Here is a 20,627-nt window from a genome sequence, read left to right as displayed (position 1 = left end):
ACGATGGATCCGGTAACACAGCTTGCGAATACCGCCCGCGTTGCGCTTGGCCCACGCGCCGGTGACCGGACACTGGTTACGGATGAGATCCTGACCATCGTCAGAGCATCTGCGCCGCTGGTCGGGCTGACCAGCGGCCACAGCTTCACCGAGGCTGAGATCGAGGCGGCTGCGCGCGACCTGGAAGCCCTGTTTGTTGTCGCGCAGGGGCCGTCGATCAGGCTGCGAGGAGAGTTGCAGCCGGCACCCTGGTATCTCGGCGAACGCCGCCGGCCTGGTGCCTCCTTCTCGCGCTACCTCCAGAAGCTTAGCGAGGGCGGCTGGGCACCGAAAGCCGTTGAGGTCCTGGAGGAAGGCACCGCAGAGGTCGTCGAGCTGATCGATGATCCGGAGCGTGAGGGTCCCTGGGACTGGCGCGGGCTCGTCGTTGGCAACGTCCAGTCGGGCAAGACCGCGCATTATGCCGGCGTGATCAACCGTGCGGCCGACGCCGGTTACCGTGTTATCATCGTGCTTGCTGGCATGCACAAGATCCTCCGGCGCCAGACTCAGCTGCGGCTCGATCAGGATTTTCTCGGCTTCGATACGGCAGGCGGCACAGCGGATGGCGGACGCCGTCCGATTGGCGTCGGCCTTCTGCCGGGACCGGTCCAGCTGGTCGACAGCGTCACCACGTCGCTGCTGAACGGTGATTTCAGCCGCACCGTGGCCAACAACGCCAACTTTGCGCCGGCGAACCGTCCCTTTGTTTTCGTGGTCAAGAAGAACGGCGCGGTCCTCAAGAATCTCAATCGCTGGATCGCGCGCCTGCCCGAGGAATCCCGTGACGCCCCGCTGCTCGTGATCGACGACGAGGCGGATCAGGCGTCGCCTGATACCGGTGAGCAGGGGTTTCTGCCGGACGGCAGCTTCGATGAAGATTATGATCCCAAGCGCATCAACGGCCAGATCCGCACACTGCTCGGCGGCTTCAGGCGCAGTGCATATATCGGCTATACGGCAACGCCATTCGCCAACATCATGATTCACGACGAGCGTGCCGCGCAGGATTTCGGCGCAGATCTGTTTCCGTCTGCCTTCATCGTCTCGCTGTCCGCACCCAACGATTATTTCGGACCGCTTGCGATCTTCGGTCGCGATGATGACGCCGACGCCGTCGGTCTGCCGCTCATCCGCCATCTCGACCAGACCAGCGAGGGCTGGATACCGGATCCGCACGATAAATCTCTTCGACCTGTCTGGTCGGGCGAGGCGCGCGTGCCGCCGAGCCTTGCCGAAGCGATCCGCAGTTTCGTCATCTGCTGTGCCGCCCGCGCGGCACGCGGACAGGCCAATGCCCATAAGACCATGCTGGTCCATGTCTCCCGCTTTCAGGACGTCCATGATCCGGTCCATGCGCAGGTAGAAGCTGAACTGCGCTCCATCCGCAATGCGATCGCAGCCAACGACAGCAACGAGCTCGATGCGCTTGAGCGACTGTGGCGCGAGGATTTCGAGCCCACCACAGACGCGATGGCAACGACCGTGTTCGGGCGATCCGTCCGCCGGGTCGGCTGGCAGGATGTGGTGGCCCGACTCGGCGAGGAAACAGACCGGATTCAAGTCGCTGTCTCCAACGGCCGCAGTCGCCAGGGGATTGACTATGATGCCGCCGACGAGGCCGGACAGAGCCTGTCAGTGATTGTCGTTGGTGGTGACAAGCTTGCTCGCGGACTGACGATGGAAGGCCTGTCCACCAGCTATTTCCTGCGGGTTTCGCGCCAGTATGACAGTCTGCTTCAGATGGGTCGCTGGTTCGGTTACCGGCGCGGCTATGCCGACCTCTGCCGGCTTTACACCACGATCGATATGGAAAGCTGGTTCAGGCATCTCGCAACGATCAATGAGGATCTGCGCAAACAGCTTGCGCATATGCGCGTCACAGCCGGCACCCCGAAACTCTATGGGCTGAGTATCAGCGCGCACAGCATCATGAACGTCACGGCCGCCAACAAGCGGCGGCATGCCGTGCTTCGGCCCGTAACCTATGCCGGTGAAGGCAAGATCCAGACGGTTCAGTATCGCGATGGCGACAGCGTGATCGCCAATGCCGGGGCAGTGAACGAAATGCTCCTCGAACACGGCGAGCCGGAGATCGATCCGTCCCGGCCCGGCGGTCGGCCGCCGGCTGCCGGCCTTCTCTGGCGTAATGTCCGTGGCAACCGGGTCGCGGCACTGCTGGAGTCTCTGGCATTTCCGCCCGAGAGCAGCGATGTCGATGGCAAACGGATGGCTGCGTACATCACCGCCCAGCTGGAGCAGGGCGAACTGAGCGACTGGACGCTGTTCGTGCCGGCAGGTGTCGGGGCGAACGTCGAGGTCGCGGGCCATACCCTGCGCAGCGTACGCCGCACGCCGATCTCCCGTTCGACGCCGGCGAGGTTCATTACCAAGTCGATCCTCAGCCCGCTGGACGAAGCAATTGACCTGACCGACGATCAGTATGCCCGTGCCCAGGCGGAAACTGACCGTGTGCTTGCAGAAGAGGGCGAGCCCCCTGCCGACCGTCCGGCCGGTCCCTGGATCCGCCAGATCCGTGGTGATGATCCTCGCCGGGGCCTCCTCATCCTTTATCCGATTGATCCTGCAGGTGCAGGGCTCAAGCCGGGCACACCGCTGTGGGGTGTGGTCGTTAGCTTTCCGACCTCGCCCACCGCTTCTGCGGAATGGAGACTGGAGAATACGGTTCAGCAGCGGGCCGCGACGTGACGTCCGCTCCTGATGCTGCAGCGCTGCTCGAGGAGTGGGCTGATCTGGCGACCGTAGCGCCCGGCGACCGGCTGTTCCGTACCCGGCGTATGACCCGGCCGGTCCGGCTCGATCTGCGCGCGGGATTGCGCGAAACCGACGGGGCGCCGTGCCTCGTTGTTTCCGCCGGGACAGCAGGTGGGGCCATCATTTCGTTCGAAACCGGCGGCCTGCGGCTCTCGCGCGTCGCCGACCCGGCTGGCGTCCTGCTGGTCCTGTCTCTCGAGGAGCCGGCGCGCCGTGATCTGTTTGCGGCTGTCTGCAGCGACTGTCTGCGCGCGGTGATCCGCGGGGAGGATGAGGCCGAGGATGATCTGCTCAGCGTGTTCGCTGCGCGACTTTCGGCCTGGCGAGCGTTCCTGCGCGATCAGACCGGCGCGCTGTCGCGCAATGAAATGATCGGGATCATTGGCGAGCTGCTGCTGTTCGGTCAGCTCCTGGAAATCGGCGCCGACGCGCCTAGCGCATGGAAGGCGCCTGATGACGGCCTGCATGATTTTGAAAATGCGGGCGACAGTATTGAAGTGAAGACATCGCTCGGCGGAGCGCGCCAGCTCCATGTCTCCACTTTGGATCAGCTCGATGACGCAGGGCTCTCCTCGCTGCATGTGGCACATGTGCGGCTCGTCGAAGCATTGGATGGTGAAACCCTGGCGGATGTTGCCGATCGCATCGAAACACAGCTGAGTGGCGAGCGTGCGCGGAGCGCGTTCCGCAATGCGCTGCTGCGCAGGGGCCTCGCACCCGGCGCTGACGGTCTTGGACCCCGTGTGCGGCTGGCGGGAACGGACTTCTATGCGGTGTGCGACGGGTTTCCGCGCTTGCGGCGGGGCGAAGTGGCGATCGGCATTGCGGATGCGACGTATCAGCTTGAAGTTCGCGCGCTGACCGGATTCCAGCAAGACGCCGCAGCGGTGCTAAGCAGGTTCGGGGGCGGACAATGAGTAATGATGCGACTGCGGAATTCGCGCGCAGACTGGCGGCGGAGATTGATGAGGCCCGGGACGACCCGGCTGTAGACCTGCCATCGACCGAAGCGCTGTTTACACGGACCGTCATCGATGAACTTGAGGAGATCGGGCATTTCGAGGCCGCATTCGATCTGGCGCAGGAGGGCAGGGTGGGCCGCTCGCCATTCCAGATCAGCGGGTATGCGATCGACGAGGATGCTGGGCACCTGACACTGTTCGCGACCCAGTATTCCGGTGACCTGCCACCCCGACGGGTACCGGCGTCCGAATTGCAAAAAACGGCGGAACGGGCCGGTACATACGTGGCGGCATGTATCGGCGGCCTTGCCGATCGGATTGAGCCGTCCAACACCGAGGCCGGTGACCTTGCCCGGCAGGTCGCCTCGCTCGGCGAGCGCATCGACCGGTTCCGTATCGTCGTCCTGACTGACGGGATCTCCGGCGGCGCACTGCCCGCGACAATCGAAAGCCATGGCAAAACCGTAGAGGTCGAGCTGTATGACATGGTCCGGCTTCACCGGGTTCTGGGCGAAGGCCAGACGCGTGCCGACATCGATGTCGACCTCGTCGCGCTGTCCGGGCACCGCATTGCCTGTCTGCCGGTTGCCTCCGGCGCGGGTCATTATGAGGCTTACCTCGCTGCCTTTCCCGGTGAGACGCTGTCACGCATCTACGACCGCTACGGCACGCACCTTCTCGAGCTGAACGTCCGGGCATTTCTCGGTCTGTCGGGGCGGAAATCAGTCAACGCCGAACTGCGCCGCACCTTGGTTGAGCAGCCCGAGATGTTTCTGGCGTTCAATAACGGCGTGGTGGCGACCGCCGATGAGGTCCGGCTTGAGCGGGAGGGCGGCGCGGTCTTCCTGACCGGCCTTCGCGGTCTGCAGATCGTCAATGGCGGCCAGACCACCGCTTCGCTGCACCGAGCCCGGCGCAAGGAAAGCGTAGCCCTCGGCAATGTCGAAGTGCCGGTTAAGATCATTCACGTCACCGAAGGCGACCTTGAGGAAATTGTCGGGTCGATCTCGCGAGCTGCGAACCGGCAGAACACCGTGCAACAGGCCGACTTCTCCGCCAGCGATCCGTTTCACCGCGAGGTCGAGACGCTTGCGAACAACGCTTGGCTCGAAAGCGGTCGGGGACGGTGGTTTTACGAACGCGCCCGCGGCTCCTGGCTGGCTGCTGAGCAGAAGGCTTCCTATCGCACCACCGAGCAACGGGCGTTCCGCGAACAAACGCCAAAGGCGCGGCGGTTCGGGAAGCTCGACCTAGCCCGCTATCTTTCTGCATGGGACGGTTATCCCTGGCGAGTAGCGTTCGGCGGACAAAAGAATTTCCAGGCGTTTATGCAGCGCCGCAAAGAGACGACGGCGGCCGCGCCTGACGCGGCATGGTTCCGGCGACTGATCGCGCTCACGATCCTATACCGGATAACCGAACGCATGGTGCGAGCCATGAAGTTCCCAGCCTATGGCGCAAACATCACCGCTTATCTTGTCGCCGCGATCGGCGAACGGACTGGAGGCCGTATCGACTTTGACCTGATCTGGCGGCAGCAGCGCTTGTCACCCGAACTGGAGGCGCTGGTAACCGCCTGGGCGCCGAAGATCGACGAGGCTCTACGCGCGAGTGTCGGGAGCCGCAACCCGACCGAGTGGTTTAAGAAGGAAGACTGCTGGGTGGACGTGCGGACCCGTCTGCCCGCGCTTGCCGATCCTCTGCCACCTGAACTCACGGGCGTTTCAGCGGAAAGCGGGCCCGTCGTGGCTGACCAAGCAGCCAGCGGACTGAACGTCGCGGATTATGCCAGGATCGAAGAATGTATGCGCATCCCCTCGTCCATCTGGGTCGCCACCGCTGAAGCCGGCCAGCGTAGCGGAGTGCTGCATTTCAAGCTCGCCGGCATTTGCATGACGCTCGCCAATTATGCGGCCGGTGGGTGGGCGCGGAGGCCGTCAGTCAAGCAGGCCAAACACGGGCTCGAGAGCGTCGCGAAGGTCCGTGCAGCCGGCCTTTTCGACGAGGATCAGCGCTAGGCTCTGAAGCGTGGGTTGGGGGCGTGGCCAACCCGTTAAGCGCCTTGCGGCCTTCAGTTGCTTGCCGGCCGGCCACGCCGCCGGGTGATGGCCGCACGCGCCTGATCGAAGTGCGGATCTTCCCGGGTCAGCGGGGTGCTGAGTACGACCCGTGGCCGCTTTAGCGCTGCACGGTCCTTAGCGGTGACCTCTCCGGCAATAGCCCGGCGGATCTCGTCAGGCAGCCCCTCGGACGGTCTGACCTGGAAATCGAGATCGGCGCTGCGTTCTGCTTCTCCGCGCACAGCGTTGATTCGCTCGGCGACGAGCTCCGGATGAAACGCGATGCCCAGATAAGTAATCGGATCAAGGCCCGTTGTCCGCAGGAACTCAGTTGCCGGCGCCGCCGGTGGCGGTGCCGGGGCGGGCAGAGGAAGAACAGGCCAGCACAGCAGATCGGAGAGCGTCATAAAGCCGGGACGCCAGTGGCTTACCTTCTTCTCCTTCCGCTTGCAGCCGCCAGCGACCGTTCCGACTATGTCGCGCGCGAGCCTGATATTAACGCCTTCAATCCCTGGCAGCGCCCCAGCCGCCGAAGCCAGAGCCGTTTCTGGATGATAGAACATATAGAGCGGCAGCGTATCCATGCCGTCCGGCTTGGTTGCGGCGTGGGTGACCAGTGTCTGCGCCTGACTGCCCTTAGGTGTGCCGTGGTCGAGATGATCGTAATACCAGTAAGTTGACCCGTCCTTTAGCGTTGCTTCCCTGCACCGCTTGGCCTGGATCATTAGGCGCAGATAACTTCCGCTGCCGACCTCGTGCGGAGCTGCATAGATCCAGTCCATATCTGCTCCGGTGGCCGTCTCGTCCGGGAAATCGACGCGGACGCCGAAAGGCTGGAGCGAAACCAGCCCCATCATCAGCAGGTCTGTCGCGGTCTCCTCGCGGAAGTTGCGGGTCAGGTGCCGGTCGCGTTCGAGCAGTATCGCTAGATCTTTCGGAAAACGGTTGGCAAATTCGCAGAGCATCGATCGGTAGTCCTCCGTCGCTTCGAGACGTGGCACAGATACTGCGGTCGCGTCGACAGTAGAGTGCGCTCACGGGCGCGGCGGATAAGCGGAGCGCATACTGGTGACATCGGTGAAGCCGCCAGCGGTCGCGCGCTTTCGCCCTGCCGCGCGGCACTCTGGCTGCAAGCGGAGGGCACGGCGGCTGCTGGCCCCAAGGCCCGTGCGCACGCCGCCGCGCCGACTACTCTCCGCAAGGGTACCCGGATTTGCCGGGACTCGCAGCAGGCGGGAAGTCAGCATTCCGAGACGTCGGACGACAACAGCAATCCTGTCCGTTACGCTCGAAATGCGATGCTGATCGTGGCATGTCAGCACTACAATGGGACGGCTATTGGCAGGCGATGAACAGACCAATGGAAATGCAGAACAGCGATTATGCCCATTTCTTCTTCGATGACTATGATCTCGAAGCTCAGCTGATTGCGATCCACGGGTTCCTCGATCGCTCGCGCGAGCAGGAGGATGAGGAAGCGGCTAAGATCAAAGCCCTTGCCGGCCGAGCCGAGGAGATTGGCAGTGATCATCTGGTAGGCATGTACACCGACAGCGTTCACGCTTCAGTCTACAGCGGTGCTGCACACAGCGCCTCTGCCGTCGGGATGCTTGCGCCATTCGTAGAAAATCTGTTCACCGGCATCTTCCGCGGTATCGGGGAAGAAGAGGGCGACTATCTCGGGCGCGATAAAGATTCCAAGCGGTCGACGCTCTCACGCGCCCACTTCTGGAACCCGCATTTCAGTTTCACCTCGGGCGAGGTAAAAACCAACCTAGTCGATGGGATCATCCAGCTGGCAGACGCTGCGAAACTGACTCCGCGCCTGCCTGCCGACACCCGCAAAGTGCTTGAAGCCCTGTTCGAATATCGCAATGGCATGCTCCACAATGGGTTCGAATGGCTGCCTGAGCGGCGCACGAAGTTTGCGGACCGCATCCGCAACTGGGATACATCCTGGTTCATCAGCGCGACGTCGGATGACAAACCCTGGGTCTGGTATATGGCGGACGTCTTCATCAGCCGGATCCTCGCGTTCATCGATGAGGTGATCGAAGCGGCGGGCCAGCACGCTCACGAAGTGTATTTCCCGGACAGCTGAGCGTGTCGCTCAGGCCGGCAGCGGCAAAACCTGCTACCACGTCGTTCACAAAATCCTCGAAGTTGACACCGTTACCCCGACCAGCCGTATCGGCTTCTCTGATGGCAGCACGCTGTTTGCGAGATCGCGCGCGAGGCCGTGTCTCTATCGTCCGACACTGCCGCGGTTCCCTAATCGCTTATTTACCTCGCTACGCGCGACGCAGCGCCACGTGAAAAGAGGCTGCTTTCAGGATCAGACAGATCGCCCCAAATGTTGCCTTGTGGGTCTCCGCTGCCCACCCGCCGGCGGCCGAAGTCGACCAGCATGGGTCGTTCGCAGTCGGGCTTTGAACGGCAGCTTGCGCCAGAACCTGCCGTTCGCCCAGCGCGAAGCCGTCTAGCAGCAACGCGCCCCAATGACGGCCATTCCACCTGCCGCCTGCAGACCCCGAAAGCCGTCGTTCGTTCAGCAAACACCGATTTGCGTAATTGGGTGGGAAGCGGGCCAGCACGCGTTCGCGGTCGGCGGCCCACCAGGACGTGGGCGTGCGCCCCTTGCGGAACTCCGGCGTCAGGCCCCACAGGCCCAAAGCGTCGAACCGCTCGCGCGTGGTGCGCAGAAAGCGCGGCTGGAAGGTGGGACCGTCTTCACTGGTGGGATTGCCGGCGCTGCTGGCACCTGCCCCGCCAGTGCCGGGATTGCCTTCGCTCATGCCTCAGTCTCGCTTCGCTCGATCAGCGGATCGCCGTCCGGTTTCGCGCGTCTGAACAGAGTAACGACGCGCCTACATCCTCCCCCTGATCGCCTGCGATCGTGCCGCTCCGAAAGCCGAAAAAAGATGGCGCTCGGAGATAAGAGCCGATACCCTCTCGTTCCCGGTCCCTCCTTTTCCCCCAATCTGCAGTCTTACGTTCCGTCCGGGTAAAATGGTCGTTTCAGCGTTGGGGAGGCTTAGGCCTCTGCCCTCGATGTTGGACGATCCGAAACCATCGAAGATGGATCGTTTCGCGTGACCGTACGATCAAGCTAAGGGTAATTTTGTGAAAATGGAAGTACTGGACAGTATTCGTGAGGGTGATGCCACCTGCCTTCTTTGTAAGGCATCTTTGTATGAGTACGTTACGAGTCTTCCAGCGGATTTTCGGGATTTTTACATACAAAGAGGAATCGTTACGAATCGATTCCTCGATAATCTGTGGGACACCCTCGCTAAGAGGAGGCACATACCTTCAATTGTACTTGTGGCTGGTCCCAATTTAAAAGCCCAACAGATCGGGGCATCCTTTGATCTAGGCTCGGACTTCAAAGTTCTCGATGGACTGCAGCGGAGCCATCGACTCAGGGAAATCTGGGATACCATAAAGTACATTGACAATAGCTTCGTCGACCAGGGGGATATTCCTGTTGCGCGGTTGACACGTAAGATCGCTCAAGGCCTTCGCGCTGAAGGCTTAAGCCCGCAGGTCTTCCAGAAGATACTCGAAGCCAAGCGAGCAGGCGTCAACGGATCTGAGACGTTCGAAGTTAACACCATTTGGCTTGAGGTGTGGATCGGCTTGTCCGAGGCGCAGCAGATACAGAAGATGCTTGTTCTTAATGCCGGTCACAAGTCGGTTAACATAAAGCACCAGATTGAGCTTCTGTTTTGGAGCAACTTTGATGTCCTGGAGAATGAGTTGCAGCCAGGCAGATTGTTCAGAGAGAAAGACAAGGCCTCTACATCCTATAGCAAAGAGAGACGGTCGGGCGAGTTTCACTTTGCTCACCTCATATCGGCTTTCGTCTCTCTAGCCGAAGGAGGCATTGTCACAACTAACGCGGAATTTTCCGCGGCCCAGTCCTTCACTGCCGACGAGTCTGATGACTCGCTGTTCGACATCGACGATCATTTACTTTCGGCGTTTGCCGGAACGCTTAAGCTTCTTGATGGCGAGCTGCGAGATGAACTGGGCATCCGGTGGCTCGGGCGGGAAGTTGTGATGGTCGGGATCTTCGGCGCGATCGGATCGGTAGCCCATACTCATCCTGGCACGAAGATCAAGATCCTTTCCGACTTTAACGCGCGCATCAAGGATTACGTCAGCATATTGAATCTCGAAGAGTTTGAAAGATGGCGAAACACGCTGGAACTCTCGAAGGTTAACATCGGCAACGTTAACAGACGAGCGGTATTCAATGCTACTAAGGCGTTTCTTGAGGGTCGCATCAGTAGTCCGATAGATTGGCGCAACCTGAACGCTAAAGGTGTCCTCAATGACGCTTCGTGAGAAGATCATTGAGATAATTAGGTTTGGACTCACGGCCGATGAGACTATTCTGTCTCAGGAGTGGCTTGATGAGATTACAGACATCATCCTTGAAGCGGAGGAGCTGTGCGCCGTTGCGGCGAACATTTTTGGGGAAGAGGGCGCTAATTTTGTCGAACAGGTAAATCTGCTATTTGGTAGATTACCGCTCGCTACGCCTAGGGAGCAGGTCTTTCCGAAGGCTGCTAACCTTTTGACCTTCTTGCGTCTTGCCAATAACCTCGATCCTGATGAACTTGATGCCGATGTTCCCGCCGACCTCGCAGAATTCGTGATTAGCGAGGCTCACTTTGATGCGTTTAGGAAGGGTGGGCATGCGTTAAACCTGTTCATCTATGAGCATCCGGGCGACTTAAGAGGATCTGTGGCTTTCTTGGACTTGCGGCAACCCCTTGGAGAGGAGGCAAGTCCGGTAAGTATCCCCCATAGAACCGCGGCCTGTGTCTCTATCATAGTCGGTGAGCAAGCAGGCGACCTTACAGGTAAGGTCTGGGTGGTTTCCACGATAACAGGCGAGCAACAGCGCAACTTCTATTGCAAGTATCACCTTCTCCTTGCTGGATTTTTGCTGACGAACCCCGTCTTCGCACCGTCGACGGCCGCTCTTATGGGGATTCCAGAAACTCTTCGAATAACTGACAATTACAATCAGTTCAGCGAACCCTTTGAGATATTAGGGGAGATCAATAGCCGAACTACAGTTTTGGATACTCTGCTAAGCTGCTATCACGTGCTCGAGAATTACATGATACGCGCCCAGATAGTTAAGGTCGTTGATCAGAGTGGCGCGTCTGCGCTTTTTGGGATTCGGCATTTCAAGCAAATGGAAATATCAGTTCAGAACAAGGAGGCGCATCATCTAAGCAGTCTTATCAAGACTTCCTGGGATAAGCAGATTGGTGGAAGAGCATTTAAAGATTCTGTTCGAGACATGTTTCATTTGCTGTTCAGTAACCCAGCCTTCGTGGCCAACGAATTCCATGGTTTTTTAGAAAAGCTAGGAGTGAGAGCAACTGGTCAGCAGCTTGCCTTGAACAACCTAAATGAGGCGTGCGATATTCTACCAAAATTGCTATATCAAGTGCGATGCTCTATCGTTCATAACAAGGAAACAGAATTCCACCTTTCTAATCGTGAGTTGAGCGTTCCTACAGTTCTGCTAACGCTAACCGATCTTTGTTTACCGGCCATGCAACGCTTAGCATTTGGGCTCCCATCCGTGGCGGCTCCGAACCCTCTCCGGTACGCGAGAGAAGCCTTGAAACTATACTGAAGGCTGAGAGGGTTGGATGCACCCGAGACTAGGAGCGGGAAGTTGCCGCCGATCAGCGATGAATGAACGTCCAATCTTGAGGCGAGCCGCTGGCGGCCCAACGTCCACTTGTGGGTCGCTTGCGCCATGAGCATGGCCGACAAATCCCCGTCAGTGGCGGACGCGGCTCTTTTCGTAGGCAGCCTTGCCGACGTGGCGGCGGATCGCGATGGCTGCGACGGCACGCTTTATAGCGAGTTCGTCGATGTCGTCAGGGTCGAACGGGCCGCTGTACCATTGGCGTAGCTGTTGATGTTCCCCGTGAGCCGGGTCGCTCATGGCGTCGAGGAACAGCTCGAAACCGGGAAAGCCGCCGACGTCCTCGGGCGGGCAGCCCCGCTCGCCAGCGACGAAGCGAGGGTATTTGATATCGGGCTCGGCCGGCCCGACCGCGTCGACAACGACCGTATGCCGCCAGTCGTCGCCCATGTCGTAGGTGTAGGTGAGCTGGCGGACTCCGAGGTCAATGAGGGAGCCGAGCTTCACGTTTCTGGCGTTGGTGAGATTGCGGTCCGGCCACTCAGGGTTAGGTACGCCGTAGCGGCGGTCGCCCGCTTCGAAATGCCAGAGGTGATAGTCCTGCCAGTCCATGGCGGCTTGTATCACGTCGTGAAGCATCTTGAGGCTGGCGGTGACCGGAATCTCGACCGACCGCCAAATTTCGGGCTCGATGTCGTTGAAACTGATGCGGAGGCGCGCGATGGTCTCTTGGGTCATGCCGCGGTTTTGAAGGCTAGGCGGCTCAATGCCAAGGCACCGTCTTGTCGCAGCGCAACGGGTGAACGGCATTCGCGCTGCACAGGCAGCCTGAACGAGTGGCGGAAGTTCGGGCGCGCCATATGGCGTCGGAACGACCGCATCTGGGTCGTAGCGGTTGACTGGCAGAGCATCCGCATCCGCCCACCTGGCGCCATTCACTTAATGCGCTGGCGTAGTCATAAGTGGACAATCGTTCATGATCGGATCCCGCGTAGGTATGTCTCTCATCAATCGGTTCGGACTTTCGGTGCCCTTGATCCAGGCGCCGATGGCGGGCGTTGCTACACCTTCGCTGGCGGCAGCGGTATCCGAGGCAGGAGCCTTGGGGTCGATCGGAGTGGGCGCGACCTACGCCGCCGGCGCACGGTCGATGATCAACGAAGTGCGCAGCCGCACGACCCGTGCGTTCAACGTCAACGTCTTCGTCCACGCTGGCGCAACGGCCGATCTTTCAAGGGAAGCGCAATGGCTTGATTGGCTTGCCCCGCTGTTTGCTGAGTACGGCGCAGAACCCCCGAGGTCGCTCAGGACCATCTACAAGAGCTTCGCAGATGATCCCGACATGGTGGCGGTACTGCTCGATCTCGCGCCGCCAGTGGTCAGCTTTCACTTCGGGTTGCCGTCCACCGACGTGCTTTCAGCGTTGCGAGCGCGCGGTATCTACCTCATGGCGACCGCAACCAGCCTCGACGAAGCGCACGCGATCGAGGCGGCGGGGATCGACGCGGTGGTCGCGCAAGGGATCGAGGCTGGCGGGCATCGGGGTGTCTTCGACCCCACCGCGCCCGACGACGCGCTCGGCGTGTTCGCGCTGACTCGGCTCCTGGTGCGCAAGAACAACCTACCAGTCATCGCAGCTGGCGGGATAATGGACGGCGCCGGCATCGCCGCGGCGCTCGACCTCGGCGCATCGGCAGCGCAATTGGGAACTGCCTTTGTCGCGTGTCCGGAGTCGGCCGCAGACGATGCATACCGGGCGGCCCTCACCGGTGCGGGCGCTTACCACACCGTCCTTACGTCGCTTATTTCCGGTCGGCCCGCTCGTGCGCTGGCCAACCGGTTCACGGCCCTGAATCAGTTGGTCGATGAACGCCGACCGCCTGATTATCCTATTGCCTATGATGCGGGAAAGGCCTTGCACGCGGCTGCCAAGGCGCAAGGCGAACACGGTTTTGGCGCGCAATGGGCAGGGCAAGGTGCGCCACTGTCTCGTGCCATGCCGGCAGCAGCCTTGGTCGGGGTGCTGCGAGAGGAACTCGAATTGCGACGGATTTGAGGTCTGGTTGTGCGTTGCTACCTTCCCTGATCGGACTCGCCGTTTCCCCACCCGAAGCCGTCTCAGCGGACCGTCGAGCGCACTAAATGCGGCATACGAACGAGATGAACGAATGGCCGTATTTGGAAACATGAAAAGCGGTCGCTAATGGCCGAAACTGGGTCACTTGGCGCAATTCCTTAGCGTCTTCGGTCCATCTGTAGGAGACGGACATAGTCCTGTTCTGGTTGGCCATATGTATCGCCCGCCAGGGCCATAAGCTTTGTCCGATCATGGACCAGAACCTTGGCCCGGACGGCTCGGATGGCATGCTCCTCCTCCAGCCGGTGGAGTGCGTCGGTAACGCTGCTACGGCGAACACCGAGCATCAGCCGGAACTCCTCATGCGTCATGCAGATCTCGTCGGCCTGGACACGGTCGTGGTAGAGTAGGATCCACCGGGCCATGCGGCGTTCGATCGAATGCGCCAGCGATGACACGACGGTCCGGCCCATCTGCACCATGAACACGTGGGCGAAGCGGAGCAGTGTCAGGCGCAGCGTAGGGCTTTGGTCCACCGCTGCCAGCAACGCCTCAGCGGGCATGCGCAGCGCCTGGCCGCGCTCGGCGCGCATGGTGACATCGTAGGGCGAGCGATCGTCGCCCATCACCAGCGGCCAGCCGATGAAGCCCTCCGCGCCGACCAGCCCGACGGCGTAGCGACGATCGTCATCGAGCGAGTCGAGTACGCCGGCAATGCCCTGTTCGAGAAAGCACACGCTGTCGATCGGATCGCCGGCTCGGGTGATGCAGTCGCCGACCGCGAACGATACCGGCTCGAGGTGTGGCGCCAGCAGACCGAAATCCTCCGGCGAGAGACTGGTCAGCAGTCGATTGCCAAGCGGGGCGTCATCGCGACGGGGCGTGGCGACGGCCGCTCCGCGCGCGAAAGATACGATCGTCGACATATCCGTCTTCCCCTCTAATTGGCGGACTTTGCGCGGTTCCGTACAGCAACGTCGACCATCCTGCTTTGTTCATGAGCGATCAAACAGGAGGATCACATGGTTTCCATCTCGAAGCACCCCGTCGCGCGCAGCCTTTTCGCGCGGCGCTACTGACGGCATCGGCCGGCGTGCTCGCGCAATCGGCCCGCTCGCCGAGCGCACCGCCACCCGCCGCCCCGCCGGCAAGCGCGACGCAGCCCCCCAAGGCGGCACCCGACATGCAGAAGGTGCTCGACGCGCTGGCGGGTCTCGGCGGCAAGCCGATCGAGACGCTGACCCCGGCGCAGGCGCGGATGCAGCCTTCGGCCGCCGATGGCGCCAAGGCGGCGATGGTCCAGCAGGGCATGTCAACCGCGCCCGACGCTTCGGTAACGACGCAGGACGTGCCGTATGGCTCGGACGCCCAGCAATTCGCGCGGATCTACAAGCCCGCGGCAGCGCCCGCGAATGGCAAGCCGATGCCGGTCGTCGTTTATTATCATGGCGGCGGCTGGGTGATTGCTGACGTGAACACGTATGATTCGGCACCTCGCGCGATGGCCAAGGCGCTGAACGCGATCGTCGTGTCGGTCGAGTATCGCCACGCTCCCGAGTTCAAGTTCCCGGCGCAGCATGACGACGCCGCGGCGGCCTATCGCTGGACGTTGCAGAATGCGGCGAGCTGGGGCGGCGACCCTGCGAAGATCGCAGTTGCCGGTGAAAGCGCGGGCGGCAACCTTGCAGTCGCGACCGCGATCTACGCACGTGACAATCGCCTGACCGTGCCGCGCTACATCGTCTCGGTCTATCCGATCGCCAACAGCAGCATGACGCTGCCGTCGCGTAAGGATTCGACGAATGCCAAGCCGTTGAATGCCGCGATGCTGAAGTGGTTCGGCTATTATTACCAGACCAGCGCCGCCGATGCGCAGGATCCGCGGCTGAACCTGGTCGCCGCCAATCTGCGCGGCCTGCCGCCGACGACGATCATCAATGCGCAGATCGATCCGCTGCGCTCGGACGGCGAGACGCTGGCCGCGGCGATGCGCACGGCGGGCGTGAAGGTTGAGCAGAAGACGTATCCAGGCGTCACGCATGAGTTCTTCGGCATGGCGAAGGTCGTTCGCGGTGCCAAGGACGCCAACGAACTGGCGGTCGCGCGCCTGAAGGCAGCGTTCGCAGGGGCGCCCCGCCGCTGATCGGTTCGACGGGGTGGCCGGTGCCGCCCCGTCGATCAATGCGTGACCGGCATCCGGCCGGCGCGGCCTGACAACGGAGCAAGCGATGCGTACCCCACCTTATCCGCCCGCGGACATGCCCGCGGCTCTGCGTCCGCTTCACGACGAGATGGACGCCTACATCACCGAGCATCTGAAGGGCTTCGTCTCGCACCGGGCGGATGGGGCGCTGGTCGGGCCGTTCGCGCCGATGTTGCGCTTTTCCGCGTTCGGTCGCGCTGCCTGGACGTATACCAAGGCGCTGATCGACAACGCCACGTTGCCGAAGGCGGCGCACGAGGTCGCGATCCTGGCGACCGGCGCGGTCTTCAACTCGCGCTACGAACTCTACGCCCACGAGCGGGTCGGCGAGGCGGCGGGTCTGTCGGCCGAGAAGGTCGCGGCGATCGCCGCTGGCCAGCGTCCCGCCGACCTGACCGAAGAGGAGGCCGCCGCCTACGACGTCGCCGCGACGCTGGCGGGTGGACGACAATTGCCGGCTTCGACCTACAACCGTGCGGTGCGCGCGTTCGGCGAGGATCGGACCGCGGAGCTGGTCTATCTGGTAGGCGGCTATTGCCTCGTGTCGCTGTTGCTCAACGCCTACGACATGTCGGTCCCCGGCCGCGAGGAGGGCTTGCCCGACGATCCAAAGGAAGACGGAGAGCGCGCATGAACGGCAAGCGGATGGCCGGCGCGATCGCCGGTGGGTTGGTGGCAGGCCTCGGCATCACCGCGATGATGATGGCGGGCGAGAAGAAGAGCGGCATCGCGTCCGAGCTCACCGATCTCGAACGGGCCGGCGCGCGGCAACTCGGCGTTCGCTCCTTACCGTCGAGCGACCTGCCGGATGCGGCCGAGCAGGCCATCGTGCAGGGTAGCCACCTCCTGCTGTCTGCGGCAGCCGGCGCGGTCTATGCGGCGATCGTCGACGAAGATGCAGGCATAGTGCCGTCGGGAATCATGTTCGGCCTGGCGTTCTACGCCGCGATGCACTGGATCACCGGGCCGCTGCTGGGGCTGAAGAAGCCCGAATGGCAGGCCGATGCGGCGACGATTGGTACGCACACGATGGTCCACCTCGTCTTCGGCGTGGCGACCGCGGCCGGCGCGAAGGCAGCGGCCAACGCCTGACCATTCCGGAATACCGACGCCCCCAAAGCGCGAACCGCGCGTTACTGCGCTGAACCAAAGGGATTTCCCATGTTGAAGAACCCGATCCGCTACAGCCCCGACGTCGAGACGATCGGTCCCGACGAGCAGGAGACGATCGACGGTCTCAACAAGACGTTCAGCTACATCGTCGAGAAGACGCACGAGGACCTCGGCCATGCGCAGCGCGGCGTTCACGCCAAGAGTCATGCCTTGCTCGAAGGCGAGATGGTGGTCCACGACGACCTTGCGGACGAGCAGGCGCAGGGCATTTTCGAGCGCGGGCGTCGCTACCCGGTCATCATCCGCATGTCTGCGATCCCGGGCGACCCGATCCGCGACAGCGTCTCCCTGCCGCGCGGCTTCTCGATCAAGGTGATCGGTGTCGACGGCGAGCGGCTGCCGGGCGCCGAGGATGAGGTGACGCAGGACTTTCTGATGGCCTCCGGGGTCGCCTTCTCGAACCCGACGCCGGTCGGGTTCCTGCGCAACACCAAGCTGCTCGCCGCGACGACCAACCGCGCGGAATGGGCGAAGGCGGCGCTGTCGAAGGTGTTGCGCCCGATCGAGCAGGCGTTGGAAGCCGTCGGCGGCGAGAGCGCGTTGCTCAAGGGCTTTGGCGGCTATCCGGACACCAACCCGATCGGCGACCGCTATGGCTCGCAGGCGCCGCTCCGCTTTGGCGACTATATCGCCAAGTTCGACATCGTGCCGGAATCGCCCAACTTTCGTGCACTGACCGATCAGAAGCTCGACGAGAGCAAGAGCCCCGACTCGATCCGCGAAGAACTGATGGCGATCTTCGCGAACGAGGGTGGTGCATGGACGCTGCGCGCGCAACTCTGCCGCGACCTCGAGGAGAACCCGATCGAGGACGCCGCGACGCCGTGGCCCGAGCAGGGCAATCCCTACATCCCGGTCGCGACCATCACGGTGAAGCCGCAGAAGAGCTGGTCCGAGGAGCGCGTTACCGTGCTCAACGAACAGACCGCGTTCCGCCCCTGGCACGGCGTCGAGGCACATCGGCCGCTCGGGTCGGTCATGCGCGCGCGCCGTGCGGTCTACCCGGTCATCCAGGATTTGCGCAGCCAGTTGAACGGCTGCCCGATGCACGAGCCGCGGTCGCTGCCTGCGCTCGACTGACCGGGTCTGCACGGAACCGTACCGAAACGTCGCGGGGCATTCAAATGTTAACATCCTGATCTAACAGGAGCTTCCCATGCCCTATCTACCCTATCGCGACGACATCGAGACGCCTGAGCCCGGCGAGCAGGAGAGTATCGACGGCATCATCAAGGGGATGACGCAGGAGAGCGAGACGGTCGAAAAGCGCGACGGCCATGCGGTGCGCGCCAGTCATGCCAAGAGCACGGCCTGCGTCATCGGAACGATGGTCGTCGCTGACGATCTGCCGCCGGAACTGGCGCAGGGGCTGTTCGCGAACCCGGGGACGTTCGACGTCGCGGTCCGCTTTGCACAGGGGCCGGGCGAGAAGCTCGGGGACCGGGTCTCGACGCACCGCGGCATGGCGATCAAGGTCTTCGGGGTCGAAGGCGCCAAGCTGTCTGGTCATGACGCGCCGACGCAGGATTTCGTCCTGGCGAGCGGTACGACGTTCCCCGCCGGCACCGCCGCCGGGTTTCTAGCGCAAGCAAAGAAGATCGGCATGACCGTGCCGATGCCCGAAGGTGTCAAAAGTGCGGCCGCATCGATCGCGCGCAACATCAACAAGGTCCTGAACGCGGTCGGTGCCGAACCGAGCCCGACGCTGGACTTTTATGGCCATCCGTTCAGCCACCCGCTCGTCGAGACGTATTTCAGCCAGTGCCCCATCCGCTACGGCGATCATGTCGCGAAACTAGGCGTGTTTCCGGTCGCGCCTGAGCAGCGTGCGCTGGATGATTGGCGGCTCGATCCGCATCAGGACGAGGATGGCTTCCGTCACGCCGCGATCGCGTATTTCGACGGCAACGACGCGGTCTTCGAACTGCGCGCGCAACTCTGGGTCGATGCCGAGACGCAGCCGATCGAGGATACCTCGGTCGACTGGCCGACGCGGGTCAGCGAATACCGTACGATCGCGACGATCCGTCTGCCGCGGCAGGCCGCCTATCGCCCGGATCGGGTCCGTTATTTCGACGAGGTCATGACGTTCCGGCCGGCGCACGCCCTGGAGGCGCATCGTCCGCTCGGCGGCGTGATGCGCGCGCGCATGCAGGTGTACCGCGCGCTCAGCGATTTCCGCCACCGCGAGACCGGCATTGCCGCCGTCAACACCGCGACCATCACCGATATCCCGGCCTGACGCTGCTCACGCTTATTCAGATTTCGAAAGGACGATCATGAAGCTCCAAGGCAAGACAATCGCAATTCTGATTTCACCGCGCGGCACGGAAGAGCCCGAGTTCGCGCAGCCAAAGGCAACCGTCGAGCAGGCAGGCGGTGCAGTAACCGTCATCAGCCTCAAAACCGGCGACGCAGAGACGGTCAACAACGATCTCGATCCTGGCAAGACGTTCGCCGTCGACAAAGCGATCGACGACGTGTCGGCCGCCGACTTCGATGGATTGGTGATCCCGGGCGGGTGCGTCGGCGCGGACACGCTGCGGTCGTCGGACAAGGTCGTAGCGTTCGTGCGGGATTTCTTCGCCGCCGGTAAGCCGGTCGCCGCGATCTGCCACGCGCCATGGACGCTGATCGAGGCCGATCAGGTACGCGGTCGTACGCTCACGTCGTACCCGACGCTCGCCACCGACATCCGCAACGCGGGCGGGACCTGGGTCGATCAGGAGGTCGTCGTCGACCAGGGCCTCGTCACCAGCCGCACCCCGGATGACTTGCCTGCGTTCTGTGTAAAGCTCGTCGAGGAGTTCTGCGAGGGCAGGCACGAGGCGCAGGCGGAGAACGCATGATGGCGCGCTTTGCCGACAAGGTCGTCGTAATCACCGGTGCCGCCTCGGGCATCGGCGAGGGGGCCGCGCGCCGCTTTGCCGAGGAAGGCGCGACGCTGGTGCTGGGCGACATCGACACGGGCGCGCTCGGCAAGTTGGCAGCCGAACTGGGCGGCACCGTCGAGACGCGGGAAACCGACGTCACCGACCGCGCCGCGTGCGAGGCGCTGGTCGAGGCGGCAATCGATCGCTTCGGTCGGATCGACGTGCTCGTCAACGACGCCGGCGTCGACTATCTGGGCAAGCTGGACGAGGGCGACTTCGCGGAATTCACCAAGGTGATCGAGACGGATCTGTACGGCGTCGTCCACATGAGCCGCGCGGCGATCGCACATCTGCGCACGTCGAAGGGCTGCATCATCAACGTGTCGTCGGTGTCGGGGCTCGGCGGCGACTGGAACCATAGCTTCTACTGCGCGGCCAAGGGTGCGGTGAGCAATTTCACACGCGCGCTGGCGATGGACGAGGCCAGGAACGGCGTGCGCGTCAATGCGGTCAACCCGTCGCTGACCTATACCGCGCTGACCGCGGGAATGAAGGAACAACCTGACCTGATCGCCAAGTTCGAGGAGCGGATCCCGATCGGACGGGGTGCCGAGCCCGTGGACATCGCCGGTGCGATCGCGTTCCTGGCGAGCGACGACGCGCGCTTCGTGACGGGCGTCAACCTGCCGGTCGACGGCGGACTGACCGCGTCCAACAGCCAACCCCCGCTGTCCTGACATCGCGAGAGCGCAGTAACGCGCTGTCGGTCCTTTTCGGAGTCCATT

General features: G+C 62.3%; 18 protein-coding genes. 14 read left to right on the top strand and 4 right to left on the bottom strand.

Annotated features, from left to right (window positions below):
- Window positions 1-3 precede the first annotated feature (3 nt).
- The 3 genes from J3A66_RS01920 to J3A66_RS01910 are packed head-to-tail and all read left to right on the top strand — an operon-like array spanning window position 4 to window position 5,794.
- Window positions 4-2,748 (top strand): Z1 domain-containing protein, encoded by a 2,745-nt coding sequence (locus tag J3A66_RS01920; RefSeq protein ID WP_209566728.1) that lies wholly within the window; start codon window positions 4-6, stop codon window positions 2,746-2,748.
- Entirely contained in the window at window positions 2,745-3,731 is a 987-nt protein-coding gene (locus J3A66_RS01915; RefSeq protein ID WP_209566726.1) for a PD-(D/E)XK motif protein, read from the top strand. Before J3A66_RS01920 ends, J3A66_RS01915 begins: the two co-directional genes overlap by 4 nt.
- Window positions 3,728-5,794, top strand: a complete 2,067-nt coding sequence (locus tag J3A66_RS01910; RefSeq protein ID WP_209566724.1) for an AIPR family protein — start codon at window positions 3,728-3,730, stop codon at window positions 5,792-5,794. Before J3A66_RS01915 ends, J3A66_RS01910 begins: the two co-directional genes overlap by 4 nt.
- Before the next feature lie 53 nt (window positions 5,795-5,847).
- On the opposite strand, the gene J3A66_RS01905 is transcribed toward J3A66_RS01910, so the two are convergent.
- Entirely contained in the window at window positions 5,848-6,801 is a 954-nt protein-coding gene (locus J3A66_RS01905; RefSeq protein ID WP_209566722.1) for a DUF6615 family protein, read from the bottom strand.
- Between the two features lie 347 nt (window positions 6,802-7,148).
- Here J3A66_RS01905 and J3A66_RS01900 point away from each other — a divergent pair, with 347 nt between their 5' ends.
- On the top strand, window positions 7,149-7,937 hold the full coding sequence (locus tag J3A66_RS01900; protein ID WP_209566720.1) for a hypothetical protein: 789 nt from the start codon (window positions 7,149-7,151) through the stop codon (window positions 7,935-7,937).
- Between the two features lie 190 nt (window positions 7,938-8,127).
- Here J3A66_RS01900 and J3A66_RS01895 read toward each other — a convergent pair whose 3' ends face one another.
- Entirely contained in the window at window positions 8,128-8,631 is a 504-nt protein-coding gene (locus J3A66_RS01895; RefSeq protein ID WP_209566718.1) for a hypothetical protein, read from the bottom strand.
- A gap of 328 nt (window positions 8,632-8,959) precedes the next feature.
- On the opposite strand from J3A66_RS01895, the gene J3A66_RS01890 reads away from it, so the two are divergent.
- Complete coding sequence (locus J3A66_RS01890; RefSeq protein ID WP_209566716.1) at window positions 8,960-10,186, top strand: hypothetical protein; 1,227 nt, start codon at window positions 8,960-8,962, stop codon at window positions 10,184-10,186.
- The gene (locus tag J3A66_RS01885) at window positions 10,173-11,498 is read left to right on the top strand and encodes a hypothetical protein (RefSeq protein ID WP_209566714.1); all 1,326 of its coding nucleotides are present in this window, start codon (window positions 10,173-10,175) and stop codon (window positions 11,496-11,498) included. The genes J3A66_RS01890 and J3A66_RS01885 overlap by 14 nt, the downstream gene beginning before the upstream one ends.
- 150 nt (window positions 11,499-11,648) lie before the next feature.
- Here J3A66_RS01885 and J3A66_RS01880 read toward each other — a convergent pair whose 3' ends face one another.
- A complete protein-coding gene (locus J3A66_RS01880; protein ID WP_209566712.1) occupies window positions 11,649-12,254 on the bottom strand; it encodes a plasmid pRiA4b ORF-3 family protein in 606 nt (201 codons plus the stop codon).
- 259 nt (window positions 12,255-12,513) lie between these two features.
- Here J3A66_RS01880 and J3A66_RS01875 point away from each other — a divergent pair, with 259 nt between their 5' ends.
- Window positions 12,514-13,572, top strand: coding sequence for a nitronate monooxygenase (locus J3A66_RS01875; protein ID WP_209570342.1), 1,059 nt, complete (start codon window positions 12,514-12,516; stop codon window positions 13,570-13,572).
- A gap of 179 nt (window positions 13,573-13,751) precedes the next feature.
- Here J3A66_RS01875 and J3A66_RS01870 read toward each other — a convergent pair whose 3' ends face one another.
- Window positions 13,752-14,519, bottom strand: coding sequence for a Crp/Fnr family transcriptional regulator (locus J3A66_RS01870; RefSeq protein ID WP_209566709.1), 768 nt, complete (start codon window positions 14,517-14,519; stop codon window positions 13,752-13,754).
- A gap of 71 nt (window positions 14,520-14,590) precedes the next feature.
- On the opposite strand from J3A66_RS01870, the gene J3A66_RS01865 reads away from it, so the two are divergent.
- From J3A66_RS01865 to J3A66_RS01835, 7 genes are all read left to right on the top strand, one after another.
- The gene (locus J3A66_RS01865; RefSeq protein WP_209566707.1) at window positions 14,591-15,736 is read left to right on the top strand and encodes an alpha/beta hydrolase; all 1,146 of its coding nucleotides are present in this window, start codon (window positions 14,591-14,593) and stop codon (window positions 15,734-15,736) included.
- 85 nt (window positions 15,737-15,821) lie between these two features.
- Complete coding sequence (locus tag J3A66_RS01860; RefSeq protein WP_209566705.1) at window positions 15,822-16,430, top strand: carboxymuconolactone decarboxylase family protein; 609 nt, start codon at window positions 15,822-15,824, stop codon at window positions 16,428-16,430.
- A complete protein-coding gene (locus tag J3A66_RS01855) occupies window positions 16,427-16,888 on the top strand; it encodes a hypothetical protein (protein WP_209566703.1) in 462 nt (153 codons plus the stop codon). Before J3A66_RS01860 ends, J3A66_RS01855 begins: the two co-directional genes overlap by 4 nt.
- A gap of 69 nt (window positions 16,889-16,957) precedes the next feature.
- Complete coding sequence (locus tag J3A66_RS01850; RefSeq protein WP_245336664.1) at window positions 16,958-18,049, top strand: catalase family protein; 1,092 nt, start codon at window positions 16,958-16,960, stop codon at window positions 18,047-18,049.
- A gap of 76 nt (window positions 18,050-18,125) precedes the next feature.
- Window positions 18,126-19,211, top strand: a complete 1,086-nt coding sequence (locus J3A66_RS01845; RefSeq protein WP_209566701.1) for a catalase family protein — start codon at window positions 18,126-18,128, stop codon at window positions 19,209-19,211.
- A 37-nt stretch (window positions 19,212-19,248) separates the two neighbouring features.
- Window positions 19,249-19,818, top strand: coding sequence for a type 1 glutamine amidotransferase domain-containing protein (locus tag J3A66_RS01840; protein WP_192099584.1), 570 nt, complete (start codon window positions 19,249-19,251; stop codon window positions 19,816-19,818).
- The gene (locus J3A66_RS01835) at window positions 19,818-20,579 is read left to right on the top strand and encodes an SDR family oxidoreductase (RefSeq protein WP_209570340.1); all 762 of its coding nucleotides are present in this window, start codon (window positions 19,818-19,820) and stop codon (window positions 20,577-20,579) included. Before J3A66_RS01840 ends, J3A66_RS01835 begins: the two co-directional genes overlap by 1 nt.
- The last annotated feature ends 48 nt before the right edge of the window (window positions 20,580-20,627 follow it).

This window comes from Sphingomonas sp. PvP018 (genome assembly GCF_017876865.1).
Classification (GTDB): Bacteria; Pseudomonadota; Alphaproteobacteria; order Sphingomonadales; family Sphingomonadaceae; genus Sphingomonas; species Sphingomonas aerolata.
Note: the sequence above shows the minus strand (reverse complement) of the source record. Positions and strands in the feature narration are given on the sequence as shown.